This window comes from Leisingera sp. ABM4_103, from assembly GCF_056158685.1.
This window is the reverse complement of record NZ_JBSWTU010000005.1, coordinates 1,199,389-1,217,771: the sequence shown is the minus strand read 5'-3', so window position 1 is coordinate 1,217,771 and position 18,383 is coordinate 1,199,389. Positions and strand designations below refer to the sequence as shown.

The 18,383-nt window shown below is 63.7% G+C and carries 16 protein-coding genes; 10 read left to right on the top strand and 6 right to left on the bottom strand.

The window, feature by feature from the left end:
- Nucleotides 1-173: 173 nt before the first annotated feature.
- On the bottom strand, nucleotides 174-1,400 hold the full coding sequence (locus ACXAED_RS07365) for an FAD-dependent monooxygenase (RefSeq protein ID WP_475048285.1): 1,227 nt from the start codon (nucleotides 1,398-1,400) through the stop codon (nucleotides 174-176).
- Between the two features lie 111 nt (nucleotides 1,401-1,511).
- Between ACXAED_RS07365 and ACXAED_RS07360 the strand changes: the two genes are divergently transcribed.
- The 4 genes from ACXAED_RS07360 (at nucleotide 1,512) to ACXAED_RS07345 (ending at nucleotide 7,952) form a co-directional block, all read left to right on the top strand.
- Nucleotides 1,512-2,843: an amidase gene (locus ACXAED_RS07360; RefSeq protein WP_475048283.1), complete on the top strand. Its 1,332-nt coding sequence runs from the start codon at nucleotides 1,512-1,514 to the stop codon at nucleotides 2,841-2,843.
- 109 nt (nucleotides 2,844-2,952) lie between these two features.
- Nucleotides 2,953-4,131, top strand: coding sequence for an aminotransferase class I/II-fold pyridoxal phosphate-dependent enzyme (locus tag ACXAED_RS07355; protein WP_475048280.1), 1,179 nt, complete (start codon nucleotides 2,953-2,955; stop codon nucleotides 4,129-4,131).
- A gap of 115 nt (nucleotides 4,132-4,246) precedes the next feature.
- Complete coding sequence (locus ACXAED_RS07350) at nucleotides 4,247-7,288, top strand: DNA translocase FtsK (protein WP_475048278.1); 3,042 nt, start codon at nucleotides 4,247-4,249, stop codon at nucleotides 7,286-7,288.
- Between the two features lie 79 nt (nucleotides 7,289-7,367).
- A complete protein-coding gene (locus ACXAED_RS07345) occupies nucleotides 7,368-7,952 on the top strand; it encodes a LolA family protein (RefSeq protein WP_475048276.1) in 585 nt (194 codons plus the stop codon).
- 241 nt (nucleotides 7,953-8,193) lie between these two features.
- Here ACXAED_RS07345 and ACXAED_RS07340 read toward each other — a convergent pair whose 3' ends face one another.
- Both ACXAED_RS07340 and ACXAED_RS07335 read right to left on the bottom strand, forming a co-directional pair.
- On the bottom strand, nucleotides 8,194-8,781 hold the full coding sequence (locus ACXAED_RS07340; protein ID WP_475048273.1) for a transglycosylase SLT domain-containing protein: 588 nt from the start codon (nucleotides 8,779-8,781) through the stop codon (nucleotides 8,194-8,196).
- A gap of 73 nt (nucleotides 8,782-8,854) precedes the next feature.
- Entirely contained in the window at nucleotides 8,855-9,736 is an 882-nt protein-coding gene (locus ACXAED_RS07335; protein WP_475048272.1) for an AEC family transporter, read from the bottom strand.
- Between the two features lie 86 nt (nucleotides 9,737-9,822).
- On the opposite strand from ACXAED_RS07335, the gene hspQ reads away from it, so the two are divergent.
- On the top strand, nucleotides 9,823-10,149 hold the full coding sequence (gene hspQ, locus ACXAED_RS07330) for a heat shock protein HspQ (RefSeq protein WP_027245329.1): 327 nt from the start codon (nucleotides 9,823-9,825) through the stop codon (nucleotides 10,147-10,149).
- 48 nt (nucleotides 10,150-10,197) lie between these two features.
- Here the strand turns inward: hspQ and ACXAED_RS07325 are convergent, their stop codons facing one another.
- From ACXAED_RS07325 to ACXAED_RS07315, 3 genes are all read right to left on the bottom strand, one after another.
- The gene (locus ACXAED_RS07325) at nucleotides 10,198-11,772 is read right to left on the bottom strand and encodes a gamma-glutamyltransferase family protein (RefSeq protein WP_475048271.1); all 1,575 of its coding nucleotides are present in this window, start codon (nucleotides 11,770-11,772) and stop codon (nucleotides 10,198-10,200) included.
- Nucleotides 11,773-12,085: 313 nt separating this feature from the next.
- Entirely contained in the window at nucleotides 12,086-12,535 is a 450-nt protein-coding gene (locus ACXAED_RS07320; protein ID WP_475048270.1) for an ATP-binding protein, read from the bottom strand.
- 35 nt (nucleotides 12,536-12,570) lie between these two features.
- Nucleotides 12,571-12,915, bottom strand: coding sequence for an STAS domain-containing protein (locus ACXAED_RS07315; RefSeq protein WP_475048269.1), 345 nt, complete (start codon nucleotides 12,913-12,915; stop codon nucleotides 12,571-12,573).
- 94 nt (nucleotides 12,916-13,009) lie between these two features.
- Between ACXAED_RS07315 and ACXAED_RS07310 the strand changes: the two genes are divergently transcribed.
- The 5 genes from ACXAED_RS07310 to ACXAED_RS07290 all read left to right on the top strand — a co-directional run bounded on the left by ACXAED_RS07310 (nucleotide 13,010) and on the right by ACXAED_RS07290 (nucleotide 18,345).
- Nucleotides 13,010-14,182, top strand: a complete 1,173-nt coding sequence (locus tag ACXAED_RS07310; RefSeq protein WP_475048268.1) for a thiolase family protein — start codon at nucleotides 13,010-13,012, stop codon at nucleotides 14,180-14,182.
- A 94-nt stretch (nucleotides 14,183-14,276) separates the two neighbouring features.
- Entirely contained in the window at nucleotides 14,277-14,732 is a 456-nt protein-coding gene (locus ACXAED_RS07305) for a GAF domain-containing protein (RefSeq protein WP_475048266.1), read from the top strand.
- A gap of 199 nt (nucleotides 14,733-14,931) precedes the next feature.
- Nucleotides 14,932-15,501 (top strand): helix-turn-helix domain-containing protein, encoded by a 570-nt coding sequence (locus tag ACXAED_RS07300; protein ID WP_475048265.1) that lies wholly within the window; start codon nucleotides 14,932-14,934, stop codon nucleotides 15,499-15,501.
- A 9-nt stretch (nucleotides 15,502-15,510) separates the two neighbouring features.
- Nucleotides 15,511-15,882 (top strand): GFA family protein, encoded by a 372-nt coding sequence (locus ACXAED_RS07295; RefSeq protein ID WP_475048263.1) that lies wholly within the window; start codon nucleotides 15,511-15,513, stop codon nucleotides 15,880-15,882.
- Nucleotides 15,883-15,897: 15 nt separating this feature from the next.
- Entirely contained in the window at nucleotides 15,898-18,345 is a 2,448-nt protein-coding gene (locus ACXAED_RS07290; protein WP_475048262.1) for a GcvT family protein, read from the top strand.
- The last annotated feature ends 38 nt before the right edge of the window (nucleotides 18,346-18,383 follow it).

The window sequence follows — 18,383 nt, the reverse complement described above, 5'->3', positions numbered from 1 at the left end:
GAGATGTTTCACGCAATGGCTGGCAGCTGCGGTTAACCGCTTACACGCCGGAGGCTGCCTGCGCTGCAGCACCGCGCGCCAGCGCGGTGCCGCGCCCAACTGTGCAGGGACATCCTTGGGATGTTCCGGAGCAGGCGGGAGCCCTCCCAGCGTTGCCCCGTGCGGGACGCCGCCTAAATCGCCTGGCCTTTCAGCAGCCGGGGCAGGTCGCCGGTCAGCCCTGCCGCCTCGCGCACGAAATTGCGGCGCAGCCCTGGGATCGCACCGGCCAGCCCCATGCCGATATCCCGGCCCAGCCGCAGCAGAGGATTGTCGTTGGAGAACAGCCGGTTGAAAACATCCGTGGCCGCCACCAGCGACGCTGTGTCGAAGCGCCGCCATTGCTGGTAGCGCTCCATCACCATCGGCGAGCCGATGTCCTCGCCCCACCGGGTGGCCTCGGTAATCACCTCGGCCAGCGCTCCGACATCGCGCAGGCCGGCATTCAGGCCTTGTCCGGCGATGGGGTGCATTCCATGGGCGGCGTCACCGACCAGTGCCAGGCGGTCGCCAATGAAGCTGTTGGCAATGGTCAGGTTCAGCGGATAAGTGAAGCGCCTGCCGGCCAGGGAGATCTCCCCCAGGAAATCGCCAAACCGCGGCCGCAGCGCCTGGATGTAGGCCGCATCCTCCAGCGCGTGGATGGCATTTGCGGTTTCGGTCCGCTCGCTCCACACGATCGAGGACCGGTTGCCCGGCAGAGGCAGGATCGCCAGCGGCCCAGGCGGCATGAAAAACTGATGCGCAACACTGTGGTGCGGCTTCTCGTGATCAATGGCGCAGACCAGCGCGGTCTGGCCGTAATCCCAGCCGGTCCTCTTGATGCCCGCCCGTTGCGCGGTGCCGCTGCGGCGCCCGTCGGAGCCGACCAGAACTTGGCCGCGAAGCTCTCCGCCATCGTCCAAGGTGACTGTCACGCCGGTCTGGTCCGGAGCTTGAGCGGTCACGGTCTTGCCGGACACAAGCGTGATCCGTGGCTGGTCTTCCATCGCCTTGAGGAAGGCGCGGCGCAGGAAGCGGTCCTCGACCATATAGCCCATCGGGCCTTCCTCCAGCTCGGCATGGTCGAAATGGATGAAGAACGGCGAGGGACCGTGGCCTGCATGGCCGTCGGTCACCTTGATTTCCAGCATGGGCTGCGCGTTGTCCCCGACATGCTGCCAGACGCCGGTCTGCTGAAGCAGCCGCTGCGAGGCGAGCGCCAGCGCGTAGCCTCGGCCGTCGAAGCCCTCATCAGCCAGTTTGTCCGGGGTCAGCGAGTCGACCACGGTGACGCTATGGCCGGTCTGTGCCAAGGCCAGGGCCAGGGCGGGACCGTTCAGCCCGCCGCCCACGATCAGGATATCGGACGCATTTTTCATGCCCCGCAATATGCGCCTGCTGGCGGGATTGTCCATGCAGGAAGCGCGGGATTGTGCCTGCGTCCTGCTGCCGCTACCGTCACCCGCAACTGCTTAAGGGGAGACGTGCCTATGCAACACTGGCTGACGATGACGGCCGCCGATCTGGGACGCGGGATTGCAGCGGGTGACATCAGCCCGGTGGCGCTGACCCGCTGCTATCTGGATGCCATTGATGCGCATCCCCTCAAGGATCGGATCTATACGCAAGTCACTCATGAGCGTGCGCTGGCTGAGGCGAAAGCGGCAGAGCAACGTGCCGGGCTGGGCCTGCGCAGGTCACTGCTGGACGGGGTGCCGGTCAGCTGGAAGGACCTGTTCGACAGCGCCGGCACCGCGACCGAATCCGGCTCTGACCTGCTGAAAGGGCGGGTGCCGGATCGGGATGCGGCAGTGCTGCGCAAGGCAACGCTCATGGGCACGGTCTGCCTGGGCAAGACCCACATGAGCGAGCTGGCCTTTTCCGGGCTGGGCTTCAACCCGGTCAAGCAAACTCCGCCCTGCGTCAATGACCAGGGCGCAGCACCGGGCGGCTCTTCCTCCGGCGCCGCTGCATCCGTGGCATTCGGTTTGGCGGCGGCGGGCATCGGTTCTGACACGGGCGGATCAGTCCGCATCCCCTCAGCCTGGAATGATCTGGTGGGGCTCAAGACCACCTCGGGCCGGATCACATTGGAGGGCGTCGTGCCGCTGTGCCTGAAATTCGACACCGTTGGCCCGCTGGCCCGCTCGGTGGAGGATGCGGGGCTGCTGCTGGGGGTGCTGGAGGGCTCCGCAGGTCCGGATTTGCGCCATCCCGCCAGTCTCAAAGGGCGCCGGTTTGCCGATCTGCAGAATGTCGTGCAGGATGATCTGGACCCGAGGATTGCGTCGGCCTACCGGGAAACGCTGGAGAAGCTGAAAGAGGCGGGCGCGCAGATCGTGCCGCTGGAGGTGCCGGAGCTGGAGGAGGCCATGGGCCTTAGCCCGATTCTCTACACCACCGAAGCCTACGGTCTGTGGAAGGACGTGATCGAGGCATCGCCGCAGCTGATGTATCCGGAGATCCTCGAGCGCTTCCGCACCGGTGCGCAGTTCAGCGGTCCGGATTACGTGGCGGCCTGGGCCAAGCTGGAACAGTGCCGGATGGCCTGGGATCAGGCTGTGGCAGGTTTTGATGCGGTGCTCAGCCCGGCCTCGCCGAACCTGCCGCCGAACCTGGAACGGCTGCAAAGCGACCATGACTATTACGTGCAGTCCAATCTGCTGGCCTTGCGCAACACTCGGGTCGGCAACCTCATGGGCCTTTGCGCGCTGTCGCTGCCCACCGGCACGCCCGGCTGCGGGCTGCAAGTCCTGGGGCAGCCGGATTGCGAGGAGGCGCTTCTGCGCACCGGGGCCGCGATCGAGACCGCCTTGGCCTGAAAGCCACATTCGGCCCAGCGGGCCACTCACCGGGTGGACGCACCCGCCCGCCATCTGTAACCTGAGGCGCAAACGGGGCGCCAATGATCCCGTGACCGAGGCACAAGACATGGATTTTCCTGAGCGGTTTTCGAACCTGCCAGCCTATGCGTTTCCGCGCCTGAGGGCGCTGTTGGACCATCACACCCCCGGCGGGGATGTGGTGCATATGACTATTGGCGAACCGAAACATGCGTTTCCGGCCTGGGTCACCGATGTCATTGCCGAAAATGCCGCCGGGTTTAACCAGTATCCGAACAATGACGGCACACCGGAACTGCGAGGTGCCATCTCGGACTGGATCAGCCGCCGCTATGGTGTGACCGCGGACCCCGAGACGCAGATCATGGCGCTGAATGGCACCCGCGAGGGGCTGTACAATGCCGCGATGGCGTTGTGCCCGGAGCAGAAGAACGGGCAGACACCCGTCGTGCTGATCCCGAACCCGTTTTACCAAGTCTATATGGTGGCGACGATCTCCGTCGGCGCAGAGCCTGTTTTCGTGCCAGCGACCGCAGCCACCGGCCATCTGCCGGATTACGAAAACCTGCCGGAGGATGTGCTGAACCGCACCGCCGTGGCCTATATCTGCTCGCCCGCCAACCCGCAGGGCGCCGTGGCGTCGCGCGATTACTGGACCCGGCTGATCCAGCTGGCCGAGAAATACGATTTCCGCATCTTCGCGGATGAATGCTATTCCGAAATCCACCGTGATGAGGCCCCAGTGGGGGCGCTGACCGTCGCACAGGAACTGGGCGCTGATCCGGAACGGGTGGTGCTGTTCAACTCGCTGTCCAAGCGGTCGAACCTGCCGGGCCTGCGCTCCGGTCTCATTGCCAGCGGGCCGGAGACCATCAAGCGGGTGAAGCAGCTTCGCGCCTATTCCGGGGCTCCGCTGCCGGGTCCCTTGCAAGCGGCTGCGGCCAAGGTCTGGGCAGACGAGGTGCATGTGGCGGAGAACCGTGCGCTTTATCAGGAAAAGTACAAGATCGCGGATGAGGTATTTGACGGCCTCAACGGGTACATGGCGCCCGAAGCGGGCTTTTTCCTATGGCTTCCGGTGGACAACGGCGAGCAGGCCGCGCTGAAGCTGTGGACGGAAACCGGCGTGCGGGTGCTGCCCGGCGCATATCTGGCGCAGGGCGCGCCTGGGCAGAACCCGGGCGAGCGCTACATCAGGGTGGCGCTTGTCGCCCCCGCTGAGGACATCCGCAAGGCGCTGAGCACGCTGCGCGGCTGCCTTTATTGAATTCTGCTGTGCGGCCCCTGGCTGGGGGCCGCATAGCCAAGACCAAAAACGGAAAGGCTTGTGACCCCGCGGTGAACAGCAGGGCGCGGGCAAAAGAAACGGAACTGAGGTAGGCATGGCATTTCAAACCCGCAGCCGCGACCCGCTGCTCGACAGCAACATGCAGGCGGCCATTGAAAAGCGCGGCAAGGAGCTGATCGGGATTGCCCTGATCCTGATGGGGCTGATGTTTGCGGCCATGCTCGGCTCGTATACGCCCGAGGACCCGAACTGGACCGTTTCGACTGACGCGCCGGTGCAGAACTGGCTGGGCCGGCCAGGGGCGTCGGTTTCTTTCATCCTGATCACACTGTTTGGCAAGGCCAGCTGGGCGCTGCCGCTGTTCGCCTCGGCCTGGGGCCTTCGGTTTGTGCTGCACCGGGGCGAGGACCGCGTGGTCTGGCCGCTGCTGCTCTCGGTGCCGTGGCTGCTGGTGGTCGCGCTGCACATGGAAACCCTGAATGCCAGCGCTGCCTGGCAGCAGAACTATGACTTCGGCCTTGGCGGCATGGTGGGTTACACCTTCCTGGGCGCTCTGCTGGCGCTGCTGCCGGTCAGTCTGCACTTCATGGTCAAGATCATGTCGCTGCTGAGCGCGGCAGGCATGCTGGCGCTGGGCTGCGCCGTGCTGGGCTTTACTTGGCCCGAGGTTAGGAAAGGCCTGCACAAGGTGATGGTCGGGCTGATCCTGGGCTATGGCGCAGTTGCCGCCGTGCTGGGCCGCGGTGCCTCCAGCGGGCTGCAGGCCGCGATGACCTACCGCAAGGAACGGGCCGAACGGGCGCATTTTGCTGAAGATGAGGCCGCCTACGGCAGCGCAGAGCAAGACCCCGAGATGTTCGAGGACTTCCCCGAAGACACCTATGGCGCCTACATGGCAGAAACCGCCCCGGCAGAGCCGGAAGCCCCGGCCAAGGCGGGTCTGCTGTCCCGCGTACCGTCGCTGATCCGCCGCGCCGCGCCCGCGCCTGCGGCGGAAAACGCCTATGCGGCAGAGATACAGGAGGAGGATGACACAGGCGCTTTGGCGGATGGAGAAGCCGGCGAGGACCGGATTTCCCAGAAAATCGCCAATGCTGTCCGCATCCGCCGCGCGGCCGAAGTGCCGCCGGAGCAGGACCCGAATTTGCCCCTGACCAAGGGCCGCGGGCAGCGTCCGGCGCCGCTGATCTTCAACCCGGCCGCGACCCAGGGCGGTCTGCCGCCAGAGCCGCCGCTGACTGCAGCAATGACTTCGGTGCCGCCGCTGCCGGAAGAGCCGCCGCTTGTCTGGCAGGAGCCGGAAGACGAGGCCGAGATCCGCGAAGTACCGGTTACAGACCTGCACCAAGATTCGAATGATGTGGACTTTGCCCCTGAGACTGAGTTTCTGACCCCGGATCATGTACCTTCCGAAGCGCTTCCCGACTATGCCGCGGCGGTTACGGCCCCGGCACCGGCTCCGGAAAAGCCCAAAGCCGCAGGGCCGCGCCTGACGGTTGACCTGCCGGTGGCGGAGCCGCGCAAGGCTGTCGTCGAACAGCCGGTGCGCAAGGCTGTGCAGCCTTCGGCCCGTGCCAAGGCTGAAGCCCAGCCGAATCTGGCCTTCGATGACAGCGGCAGCGATTTCGAGCTGCCGCCTCTTAATCTGCTGACCAACCCGACCAGCATCGAGCGGCACCACCTCAGCGACGAGGCGCTGGAAGAAAACGCCCGGATGCTGGAAACCGTGCTCGACGACTATGGCGTGAAAGGTGAAATTGTCTCGGTCCGCCCCGGCCCCGTGGTGACCATGTATGAGCTGGAGCCTGCTCCGGGTCTCAAGGCATCCCGTGTGATCGGCCTCGCGGATGACATCGCGCGTTCCATGTCGGCGCTGTCGGCTCGGGTGTCCACCGTGCCCGGCCGCACGGTGATCGGCATTGAACTGCCGAACGAGAACCGCGAGAAGGTAGTGCTGCGCGAAATCCTGTCGTCCCGCGACTTTGGCGACGGCAACCACGCGCTGCCGCTGGCGCTGGGCAAGGATATCGGCGGCGACGCCATGGTGGCGAACCTCGCGAAGATGCCTCACCTGCTGATCGCGGGCACCACCGGCTCCGGCAAGTCGGTTGCGATCAACACCATGATCCTGTCGCTGCTCTACAAGCTGACACCGGATGAATGCCGCTTGATCATGATTGACCCGAAGATGCTGGAACTGTCTGTTTATGACGGCATCCCGCATCTGCTCTCGCCTGTTGTAACCGACCCGAAAAAGGCTGTGGTCGCCCTGAAATGGGTGGTGGGCGAGATGGAAGACCGCTACCGCAAGATGTCCAAGATGGGCGTGCGCAACATTGCGGGTTACAACGGCCGCGTGAAGGAAGCGCTGGCCAAGGGAGAAATGTTCTCGCGCACGGTGCAGACCGGGTTTGATGACGAAACAGGCGAACCGGTATTCGAGACCGAAGAGTTCGAACCCAAGGCGCTGCCCTACATTGTCGTCATCGTCGACGAGATGGCCGACCTGATGATGGTCGCAGGCAAGGAGATCGAGGCCTGTATCCAGCGCCTGGCGCAGATGGCGCGGGCCTCTGGCATCCACCTGATCATGGCGACCCAGCGTCCCTCGGTCGACGTGATCACCGGCACCATCAAGGCAAACTTCCCAACCCGGATTTCCTTCCAGGTGACCTCCAAGGTCGACAGCCGCACCATCCTGGGCGAAATGGGCGCAGAGCAGCTCCTGGGCATGGGCGACATGCTGTACATGGCAGGAGGCGCCAAGATCACCCGCTGCCACGGCCCGTTCTGTTCCGATGAAGAAGTCGAGGAGGTGGTCAACCATCTCAAGCAATTCGGTCCGCCAGATTACGTCGGCAGCGTGCTGGATGGCCCGGATGAGGACAAGGCCGACAATATCGACGCGGTTCTGGGGCTGAACACCGGCGGCAACACCAATGGCGAGGATGCGCTCTATGATCAGGCGGTCGCCATCGTGATCAAGGACCGCAAGTGCTCGACCTCCTATATCCAGCGCAAGCTGGCGATAGGGTACAACAAGGCGGCACGGCTGGTGGAGCAGATGGAGGAAGAGGGCGTCGTCTCTGCCGCGAACCACGTGGGTAAACGGGAAATTCTGGTTCCCGAACAGTAGGCTGACAAAAAACTGCCGATGCCGGATCCTCGCGGGTCCGGCATCTTCACATCCGCAATGGCGCACCTATGTTGGACTCATGAAACGTATTGCACTTGCCATTGCGCTGACCCTCGCTGCGCCTGCGTCCTGGGCAGCAGAGAAACTGAGCCTCAACGAAATTTCCCGTTACCTGAACGGGATCTCCACGGCATCCTCGCCCTTCACCCAGATCAATGACGACGGCAGCCTGTCGACCGGCAAGCTGTACATGCACCGGCCGGGGCGGATGCGGTTTGAGTATGACGGCAAGGGCGGCGGGACCGTGGTGGCCGGCGGCGGGGCGGTGGTGATCCACGACCCCAAGTCGAACCAGCCGCCTGAGACCTATCCGCTGAAACGGACACCGCTGTCGATCATCCTCGACCGCCGGGTGGATCTGGGCCGCGCCAATATGGTGGTCGGGCACAGCTTTGACGGCACCTCGACCATCGTGCGGGCGCAAGACCCGGAGCATCCGGACTACGGCAGCATTGAGATGATGTTCACCGGCGATCCGGTGGAGCTGCGCAAATGGGTGATCCATGACAGCTCAGGCGGCAAGACGACGGTTATCCTGGGTGCAATGAAAACCGGCCAGAAGCTGTCTTCCAGCCTGTTCACCACCAGCGGCAGATCCCGCTAAGGCCGGACCTTCAGCGCAACAGCGGCTCCCGCGCCCGCGGCTGCTCCGGCTGCGCCGGAACTGCCTTGCGGCCTTGGGCCCGGCGCCGGGCTGGCGCCCGGCGCGCGATCGCGATTTGCCAGCTGCAGCAGCCAAACGGCACGGGACCGCACCGCGCGTCAGCGCGGTGCCTTGCCCAACGGCTGAGGGGCTTTCCTGAGAAAGCCTCCGAAGCGGGCGGGAGCGCCGCGCTTGACGTGGCTCAGCGGAACTTGCGGCAGGTGGCAAGCTGCGCCTGATAGGCCTGGGCGCGGGATTCGACTTGCCCGGCAACCCGCATCAGCCATGATTTCGAGCGGTAGCTGCCGCGGGAATAACCGTAGTGGCCTTCGTGATAGGCCAGGTACTGATTGCGCGCGTCATAAAGCGGGATGCCATTCTTTTCGTAGCTCTTGCGCATATACCAGCCCATGAAATCGGCGGCATCGCTGATGCGGTCGCGCTTGGCCCGGCGGCGCCCGGTGTCGCGGCGGTAATCATCCCAGGTTCCGTCCAGGGCCTGGCTGTAGCCATAGGCGCTGGATTGCCGCCCGACCGGGATTACACCCAGCAGGAACTGGTGCGGCGTGCGGGCGTCGCCGCGGAACCGGCTTTCGTGATAGATGGTTGCCATCTGCACATGCACCGGCACGCCCCAGCGGCGCTGCGTGGCGCGGAACGCCTTCAGGTATTCAGGACGCTGCTGGATGATGCTGCACGCGTTATCCAGGTTGCGCGGCGGCGCTTTGTGCCCGCCTCCGCATGACGCAACCGCCATCAGGAGAACAAGGGCGCTCAGGAATTTGCTCATTGCCTCAGCCCATTTTTGCATTGGGTATGTTTTCGGCAAGTCTAGCGGATTGCGGCGGGTGTGAAAATCAAATTTACAGCACCTGGCTCAGTAGCAGAGGCAGCAGCAGCGCTGACATCAGGGTCGAGACCACCACTAGCCCCGCCACGGCGGTGGAATCGGCATCGAATTTTTCGGCCAGCAGATAGGCGGTGACGGCGACCGGGGTGGCCAGCTGCAGGATCAGCACGCCAGAGGCCGTCGGATCCAGCCTGAAAGCCACCGCCAGTCCCCAGCCCGCGGCGGCGCTGACCAGAAACTTCACCAGCGACAGCGCAACCGCCTTGCCGGTGCCGCCGGGCGTCAGCCGCGCCACCGCGGTGCCCAGTGTGATCAGCATAAGCGGCACCGCCATCTGTCCGGTTAGCTCCAGCGCGTTGGTCAGGAAACGCGGGGTTTCCCAGTCCTGCCACAGGAACAGCGCGCCCAGCAGCGTCGCCCAGACCATCGGCTCCCGGATTGCCTTGCTGCCCGCGCTGTGCCCGGCCACCAGATAGATGCCATAGGTGAAGGACAGGATGGCAGACACGGCGAGCATGACGACGGCATAGCCAAGCCCGGCCTCGCCAAAGGCAAACATCGCCAGCGGGATGCCCAGATTGCCGGTGTTGCCGAAAATGAAAGGCGCCAGATAGGTCCGCCGCTCAAGCCCGGTGATGCGGCAGAGGGCCTCGCCCGCCACCGCCATTACCGCGTGGCCCGCCAGCGCGGCCAGTACAAAGGTTCCCAGCGCGCCCTTGTCCAAGCTGGTGTTCATCAGCGCGGTGAAAATCAGGCAGGGCACCGCCAGCGTCATCGCCAGCCGGGTGACAAACTGGGTCCGGAACTCAAACCCGAGCTTCACCCAGAGGAACCCGGCGAAGGCCAATAGGAACACCGGGGCAGTGATTTCGAGCACTGTCAAAGCGAGGTTCACAGTCTGTTTCCCCGAAAATTTACGTCAAGAGTTGGACAATTGCTGCGCGAGCGCGCTATTTACAAAGAACGGGGGCTAACATGACCATGTTGAGAACACGAGCAAAATACAACCTTGGGCAGGTCGTCCGCCACCGGAAGCACCCCTTCCGCGGGGTGGTTTTCGACGTCGATCCGGAATTCTCCAACACCGAGGAATGGTACGAGGCGATCCCTGAGGACAGCCGTCCGGTGAAGGACCAGCCCTTCTACCACCTGCTGGCCGAGAACGACCAAAGCTACTATGTGGCGTATGTATCGGAGCAGAACCTGGTCGCGGATTACTCGGGCGAGCCGGTCGGCCACCCGGACGTCCCGGAGATGTTCGGCACCTTCGACGGTGGTGCCTATGCGCTGCATTACCAGCTGAACTAAGAGCTGCTGCTGTCCGGCCGCTGACCGGATAAGCTGCGTATTTGTGCATCAGTATCCCAGCGCACAGCCATCCTTGCGCGGATCGCTGGCACCCTCCAGAACGCCTGAGGCATTAATCCGGATGGCCTGCGCACCGCCCAGCGGCGTGTCCGGCACCACGACATCGTGGCCCAGATCCGCAAGCGCCTGATGCACCGGAGCCGCATATCCGCGCTCGACCTTCAGCGCGCCGCCGTCGGCAAAGCTGCGCGGGGCGTCGATGGCCGTTTGCAGGTCCATGCCGAAATCCAACAGGTTCGAGACAAGCCGGGCATGGCCCGCAGGCTGATAGCCGCCGCCCATCACGCCAAAGGGCATAATCACCTCTCCGTCCTGCTGCAGCATGGCGGGGATGATCGTGTGCATCGGCCGCTTGCCGGGCCCAAGCTCGTTCGGGTGGCCTTCTTCCAGGGTAAAGCCCGCCCCCCGGTTCTGCAGCAGGATACCGAACTTCTCCGACGCAATACCGGACCCGAAGCCGTGGAAGATCGAGTAAATCAACGACACTGCCATCCGGTCCTTGTCCACCACGGTGATATAGACCGTATCCTTGTGGATAGCTTCGCTCAGCGGTGCGGCGGCCGGCATGGCGCGTTTGGGGTCAATCAGCGCAGCCAGTCCGGACGCAGTTTCCGGCGCCAGCATGTGCGCCAGCCGCGAGATGTGGTCCGGATCCGCCAGAAACCGGTTCCGCGCGTCATAGGCCAGCTTGGCGGCTTCCGCCTCGATATGCGCCCGTTCGGCCCCGAACGGGTCCATCCCGGCGAGGTCAAAGTGCTTCAGGATATTCAGCAGCAAGATTGCCGTTGCGCCTTGGCCGTTAGGCGGGTGCTCTGCGAGTTCGCGCTCCTTGTACTGGCCAGTAACCGGCTGCGTTGCAAAGCTCTTTACGCCGGCAAAGTCCTCCAGTGTGTGAACGCCGCCCAGAGCCTCCAGGGCCTGCGCCATGTCCTCGGCCACCTCGCCGGTATAAAAAGCATCCCGCCCGTGTTTGGCGATGCGGCGCAGGACTTCGGCCTGACCGGGCGCGCGGAAAACATCGCCGCTGCCCAGAGGCCGGCCGTCCCGCAGATAGTGGCGCCGGGCCGCGCCTTGCAGGGTGCCGGCACCGTTATTCCAATCGAAGGCCGTGCGCGGTGCCACCGGCACGCCTTCTTCGGCATAATCTATCGCAGGCTGCAGCAGTGTATCGAGCCCCAGCCGGCCTTCGCTTTCCGCAAGACGGCAAAAGGCATCAATTGCACAAGGGATTGTAACAGCCTCGGCACTGCTCAGCGGCACCGTATCCAGCCCTCGCGCCCGCAAGGCGGCAGCGCTCGCCGCCGCCGGAGCGCAGCCGGACCCGTTCAGCGCCTGAACTCCGCTGCCCGGCCGGGAATACAGCACAAAGCAGTCGCCGCCGATCCCGGTCATCTGCGGCTCGCAAATACCCAGCAAAACGGCTCCGGCCAGGGCCGCATCCATCGCGTTGCCGCCGCGCTTCAGCATGTCCACCGCCACGCTGGCCGCCAGCGGATGGGAGGTGGCGCACAGGCCGCTACCGGCAAAAACGGCTGACCGCCCGGGAAGATGAAAATCGCGCATGGTCCGGCTCCTTGCTGTCACCGGTCAGAGCCTAGGCAGGCGGTGCGGGAAGGCAATGAAATTCCTCTGCCGCTGCGGCGGGACGGAACGTCATGGATCACGAAAGCGGGAGAGCAGCCTGAACGAAGTGTCCCCGGTGCCGCGCACTGGTGGGGGCTAGAATACGCGGCACCAGGGGAAGCTCGTTTCAGCTACAGGTAAGGTTTCGCATATGTATTGGGCTGCGGTTTGCCGGGAATACGGCGCCGGTGTGGCGAAGCGTTAAAAATGCAGCTAACCGGCGGATTGCCCGCAAATTGGGCGGCAATTTGGTTCAGGCCTCGGCAGGCGGGCTGGTGACCTGGATTTCAAAGCAGAGGGAAAGGTTATTGTTCCCATCCGACCGCTCATATTGAACCTGGCTTGCAAGCTCCCGGATCAGGAACCAGCCAAATCCGCCTTCGGGCAGGCTGTCGGTGGGTCCGCTTATATCAGCGGGCTTGCCTTCGGGCAGCTCGCCTTGGGGGAACGGGCTGCCGGCGTCCTGAATGCTGATCCACAAACGCTCCGGTGCCAGCTCGACCCTGATCCGGACGTCGCCGGGGGTTGTGTCCATATAGGCGTGTTCGACCACGTTGTTCACGGCTTCGGTCAGGGCAATTTGCACCTCGTCCACGCGGGCACCCGGCACCCCCAGGGACCGCAGTTTGCTGACCACTGACTGGATTCCCTTGCGAGCATCCAGATTTGTGGCCGTGAACGAGCAGGCAAAGGTTTTTACCATAAATTTCTCGCTTTGCGCCGCCAGCGCGTTCGTCTTCAAGAATTTGCGTTAGCAGGCGCGGTTGCTTCGTTCAGCGAACCGTAGAGGTCAAAGACCGTATCCATCCGGGTCAGCCGGAAAACCTTCTCCACCATCGGTGTCAGCCCGGCGAGATCCAGTTTGCGGGTGCCGCCCAGCTGCTTCATCGCAGCGACAATCGCGCCAAGCCCGCTGGAATCGATGAACTGGACCTCGGACAGATCGAGGATCACACGGTCCGGCCCGCTTTCGGTTTCCGTCCGCATGTCCTCCTTGAATTGGATAGCCATGGCGGCGTCAATACGTTCAGCATTGACTTTGACGATCTGCGCATCGTCCGTCATGGTGGTCGTCAGGCTCATTTCTTCCCCCGGGATGTAACGTCATTTGGCAGCACTCTAGACCGCAAAGCTTACTTTTCTGTAGGTATAATTTTGACGATTGGAGGAAAATTGCATGAAAGATGTTGTTATCGCCGGAGCAGCCCGGACGCCGATGGGCGGGTTCCAGGGAATGTACGACGGGGTGACGGCTTCGGAGCTGGGCGGCGCGGCCATCCGGGCGGCCCTCGACGGGGCCGGCGCTGCCACTGTCGATGAGGTTCTGATGGGGTGTGTGCTGCCCGCGGGCCAGGGCCAGGCGCCTGCGCGCCAGGCCGGGTTTGCGGCGGGCCTGGGCGAAGACGTCCCGGCCACCACGCTCAACAAGATGTGCGGTTCCGGCATGAAGGCGGCGATGATCGCGTTTGATCAGATCGCGCTGGGCCACGCGGACACGATGATTGCCGGCGGTATGGAAAGCATGACCAATGCCCCCTACATCCTGCCGAAAATGCGCGGCGGCGCCCGCATCGGCCATGGCCAAGTCATCGACCACATGTTCCTCGACGGACTGGAAGACGCCTATGACAAGGGCCGCCTCATGGGCACCTTTGCCGAGGACTGCGCTGAAAAATACCAGTTCACCCGCGAAGCTCAGGACGAATATGCCCTGAAGTCCTTGTCCAACGCGCTGGAAGCGCAGGAGAGCGGCGCCTTCGACGGCGAAATCGCCGCGGTGACCGTGAAAACCCGCAAGGGCGAGGTGGTGACGGATGCGGATGAGCAGCCGAAATCGGCGCGCCCGGAAAAGATCCCCACGCTGAAACCGGCGTTCCGCAAGGACGGCACCGTGACCGCCGCCAATGCCTCCTCCATTTCGGATGGCGCCGCGGCGCTGGTGATGGCCTCCGCCGAGGCGGCCGAAGCGCAGGGCTTGACCGTGCGCGCCCGCATCCTGGGCCACGCCAGCCACGCCCAGGCGCCGGGCTGGTTCACCACTGCACCGGTGCCAGCAGCGCAGAAACTGCTCAAGTCGATTGGCTGGAAAGTTGAGGATGTCGATCTGTGGGAGGTCAATGAAGCTTTTGCTGTCGTGCCCATGGCCTTCATGCACGAAATGGGCATTTCCCGCGACAAGGTGAACGTGAATGGCGGCGCCTGCGCGCTGGGCCACCCGATCGGCGCCTCCGGCGCGCGCATCATGGTCACCCTTCTGAACGCGCTGGAAAAGCGCGGCCTCAAGCGCGGTGTGGCCGCCATCTGCATCGGCGGCGGGGAAGGCACCGCGATCGCAATCGAGCGGGTGTGATCTTCACCTTTGCAAAATACTCTCGGGGGTGAATTGACCGTCAGGTCAAGAGGGGGCAGACAGCCCCCTCTGCTGCGTTGAAGGAGGGCTGTTCATGCAGGCCGATTACAATACCCTTGCCAAAACCATCGCCTCGCTGACCGAAGGCGAGACGGATGAGGTGGCGCTGATGGCCACCGTCGCCTGCGAGGTGCATCACGCCGACGACCGGTTCGACTGGACCGGCTTTTACCGTGCCGTTGCGCCGGAGCTGCTGAAGATCGGCCCCTATCAGGGCGGCCACGGCTGCCTGCAGATCCCGTTCTCCCGCGGTGTCTGCGGCGCGGCAGCGCGCAGCGGCGAGGTGCAACTGGTGCCGGATGTGGAGGCGTTTCCCGGCCATATTGCCTGCGCCTCCTCCACCCGTTCGGAGCTGGTGCTGCCAGTCTGGAATGGCGCAGGCGCGCTGATCGGGGTTTTTGACATCGACAGCGACCAGCCGGAGGCCTTTACCCAGCAGGATGCGGATCACTTGGCAGCGATTCTGCGTCAGGTGTTCAACCGCATCTGATTCGGGGCATCCAGGGGCTTCGCCCCTCGGCCTGGCGGCCTCACCCCAGAGTATTTCCAGAAAGATGAAAGGCCCGGCGTCTGAAAGCGCTGGGTTTTTTCGTGGGGCAACCGCTTTCGTGAAAAAATGCTTGGAAATTTCACGGACCCGATGCATCGTGAAAAACGAGAGGATTTTTTCACGAGTGGGGAGCAAGCCTGTGAACGATCAGACCCTGGCCGCAGCGACATTGGGGGCGGACATCCGGGCCTTGCGCAAGGCGCGCGGGCTGACGCTGTCGGATATCGCCGCAGTGCTGAACCGCTCGGTCGGCTGGCTGAGCCAGGTTGAACGGGACATGTCTGACCCTTCGATTTCTGACCTGCGGCAGATTGCCGAGGCGCTGGGCGTGCCGATGTCGATGCTGTTTGCACACTCCGGCGCCCCGGCGGATGAGCATGGCTACATCGTGCGCGCGGGCTCCCGCCGTCCGATGGGCTCCGGCGAGGAGGGGCTGATCGAAGAACTGCTCTCCCCCGATCTGACCGACGACTTCGAGATGGTGCATTCCACCTTCCAGCCCAAATCGCGGATGCAGACGCCGGCCAACCGGCCAACGCAGGAGGTCGGCTACATGATCTCGGGCAAGCTGGACCTGCTGATCGGCGGCCGCAGCTTTACTGTCGGTCCCGGCGACAGCTTCCGGATCAAGCACGAGCCGTATCAGTGGTCCAACCCTTACGACGAGCCTGCCGTGGCCGTCTGGGTGATCGCGCCGCCGGTTTACTAGGAGGGGATGATGATCAGGGGATCCTGCCTTTGCGGTGATGTCCGCTTTGAAACCGCCGCCCGGCCGCAGGGGGCTTCGATGTGCCATTGCAGCCAGTGCCGCAAGCAATCGGGCGGCATCTGGGCCTCGGCTCAGGTGCGGGAGGAGGACCTCACTATCACCGGTCCGGTCAGCTGGTTTGAGGCAACCCCGCGGGCCAAACGCGGCAGCTGCCCGCGCTGCGGCTCCTTCCTGTTCTGGAAGGGCAAGGGCGAAGACACCACGAGTTTTGCTTTGGGCGCTGTCGACGGGAACACCGGTCTCAGTGTCGAAAAGCACATCTTTACCGCCTCCAAGGGCGACTACTACGAAATCGCGGACGGCGTGCCGCAAGAAGACTGAGACTAGGGAGCGAACATGTCTGATTTTCCAACCAAGGCCCGCGTGGTCATTATCGGCGGCGGCGTCGTCGGCTGCTCGTCGCTTTATCATTTGGCCAAGAAAGGCTGGACCGATTGTGTGCTCTTGGAAAAGAACGAGCTGACCGCCGGCTCGACCTGGCACGCGGCCGGCAACGTGCCGACCTTCTCGACGTCCTGGGCGATCATGAACATGCAGCGCTACTCGACCGAGCTGTATTCGGGCCTGGCCGAAGAGGTCGACTACCCGATGAACTACCATGTTTCGGGCTCGATCCGTCTGGCACACACCAAAGAGCGGATGCAGGAATTCGAACGCGCCATGTCCATGGGCCGCTATCAGGGTATCCCGATGGAGATGTGGACCCCGGAAGAAACCAAGGAACACTATCCGTTCCTGGAGACCCATGACCTGACAGGGGTTCTCTATGACCCGACCGATGGTGACATCGACCCGGCACAGTTGACCCAGGCGCTGGCCAAAGGCGCGCGCGACATGGGCGCGAAGATCCTGCGCTTCACCCCGGCGACCGGTGTGACCCAGCACGAAGACGGCACCTGGACCGTGCACACCGAAAAAGGCGATATCGACTGTGACTATGTGGTGAACGCCGCCGGTTACTATGCGCAGCGCGTGGGCGAGATGTTCAAGCCCTACGGCGGCCGTACCGTGCCTGCCATGGTGATGGAGCACCAGTATCTGCTGACCGAACAGATCCCCGAAGTCGAAGCCTGGTCGAAGGAACACGGCGGCAAGCTGCCCCTGATCCGCGACGTGGACGTGTCTTACTACCTGCGTCAGGAAAAGCACGGCTACAACCTCGGTCCCTACGAGCCGAACTGCAAAGGCCACTGGCTGACCGAAGACGATCCGATGCCCGAGGACTTCTCATTCCAGCTGTGGCAGGAAGATCTGGACCGGATCGAGGATATCGTCACCGATGCCATGGAGCGAGTGCCGCTGATGGCGTCATCCGGTGTCTCCAGCGTGATCAACGGCCCGATCCCCTATGCCCCCGATGGCCTGCCGATGATTGGCCCGATGCCGGGTGTGAAAAACGCCTTTGAAGCGCACAGCTTCACCTTCGGCATTGCCCAGGGCGGCGGCGCCGGCAAGGTGCTGGCCGAATGGATCGTTGATGGCCACACTGAGTGGGATATGTGGGCCGTCGATCCGCGCCGCTACACCGACTATACCGACCAGGACTACTGCAACAAAAAGGGCATGGAAGTTTACGGCAACGAATACGCCATGCACTTCCCGCACCACGAATGGCCGGCTGCGCGCGACAAGAAGGTTAGCCAAGTGCACGCGAAGATCAAGGAACTGGGCGGCCAGATGGGTGTCTACAACGGTTGGGAACGCGCCAACTGGTTTGCCAAGGACGGTGACGACACCTCCGAGGAGGCCACGCATACCTGGGGCCGCTCCGGCCCGTGGCAGCAGCGCATTCAGGAAGAATGCGAAGCGGTCCGCGACAGTGTCGGCGTGCTGGACCTGCCGGGCTTCTCCCGCTTCAACCTGGACGGTGAGGGCGCAGCCGAATTCCTGCGCGGTATGGTGACTGGCGGCCTGCCCAAGGTGGGCCGGATGAACCTGGTCTACTTCTCGGATGACCGCGGCCGCATTCTGACCGAGATGTCCTGCATTCGTCATGGCGAAGACCACTTCACCATGATCACCGCGGGCTCGGCCCAGTGGCACGACTTCGAGATCTTGCGCAAAGCACTGCCCGCGGGTCTGACCCTGACCGACCGCACCACCGAGTTTGCGACTATGATCGTTACCGGTCCGAAATCGCGGGAGCTGCTGGCGGGTATCTCGGACGCTGACCTGTCGCTCGGCTGGCTGACCCATCAGGAAGCCACAGTGGCAGGCAAACCCGCCTTCCTGGCGCGGGTGTCCTTTGCCGGCGAACTGGGCTGGGAAGTTCACTGTGCCAACGCGCATCAGCCGGCGATCTACGACGCCCTGCTCGCAGGCGGTGCCAAGCCGTTCGGCATGTACGCGCTGAACTCCCTGCGGATCGAAAAAGGCTACCGCACCTGGAAGGGCGACCTCAGCACCGACTACTCGCTGCTCGAAGGCGGGCTGGAGCGTTTCGTCAAGCTGGACAAGCCCCAGGACTTCCCGGGCAAGGCCGCGATCCAGGCCGAAAAGCAGCAGGGGGCCAAGAAGTCCTTCGTCACCCTGATCGTCGACGCAGGCGAGGCGGACGCGCCTTACATGTCCTGCATCTGGAAAGATGGCGAAATCGTGGGCGAAACCACCTCTGGCGACTGGGGCTACCGTGTGAATGCCTCTATTGCGCTGGGCATGGTGCGCACCGATCTGGCCGTGCCGGGCACCGAGCTGGAGGTCGAGATCTACGGTGAGAAATGCCGTGCGGTGGTTCAGAAAGACGAACCGCTGTGGGATCCGGCCAACGAGCGCCTGCGCGCCTAATGAACTGGCATGAGCCCGGGCGGTGATCTGCCCGGGCT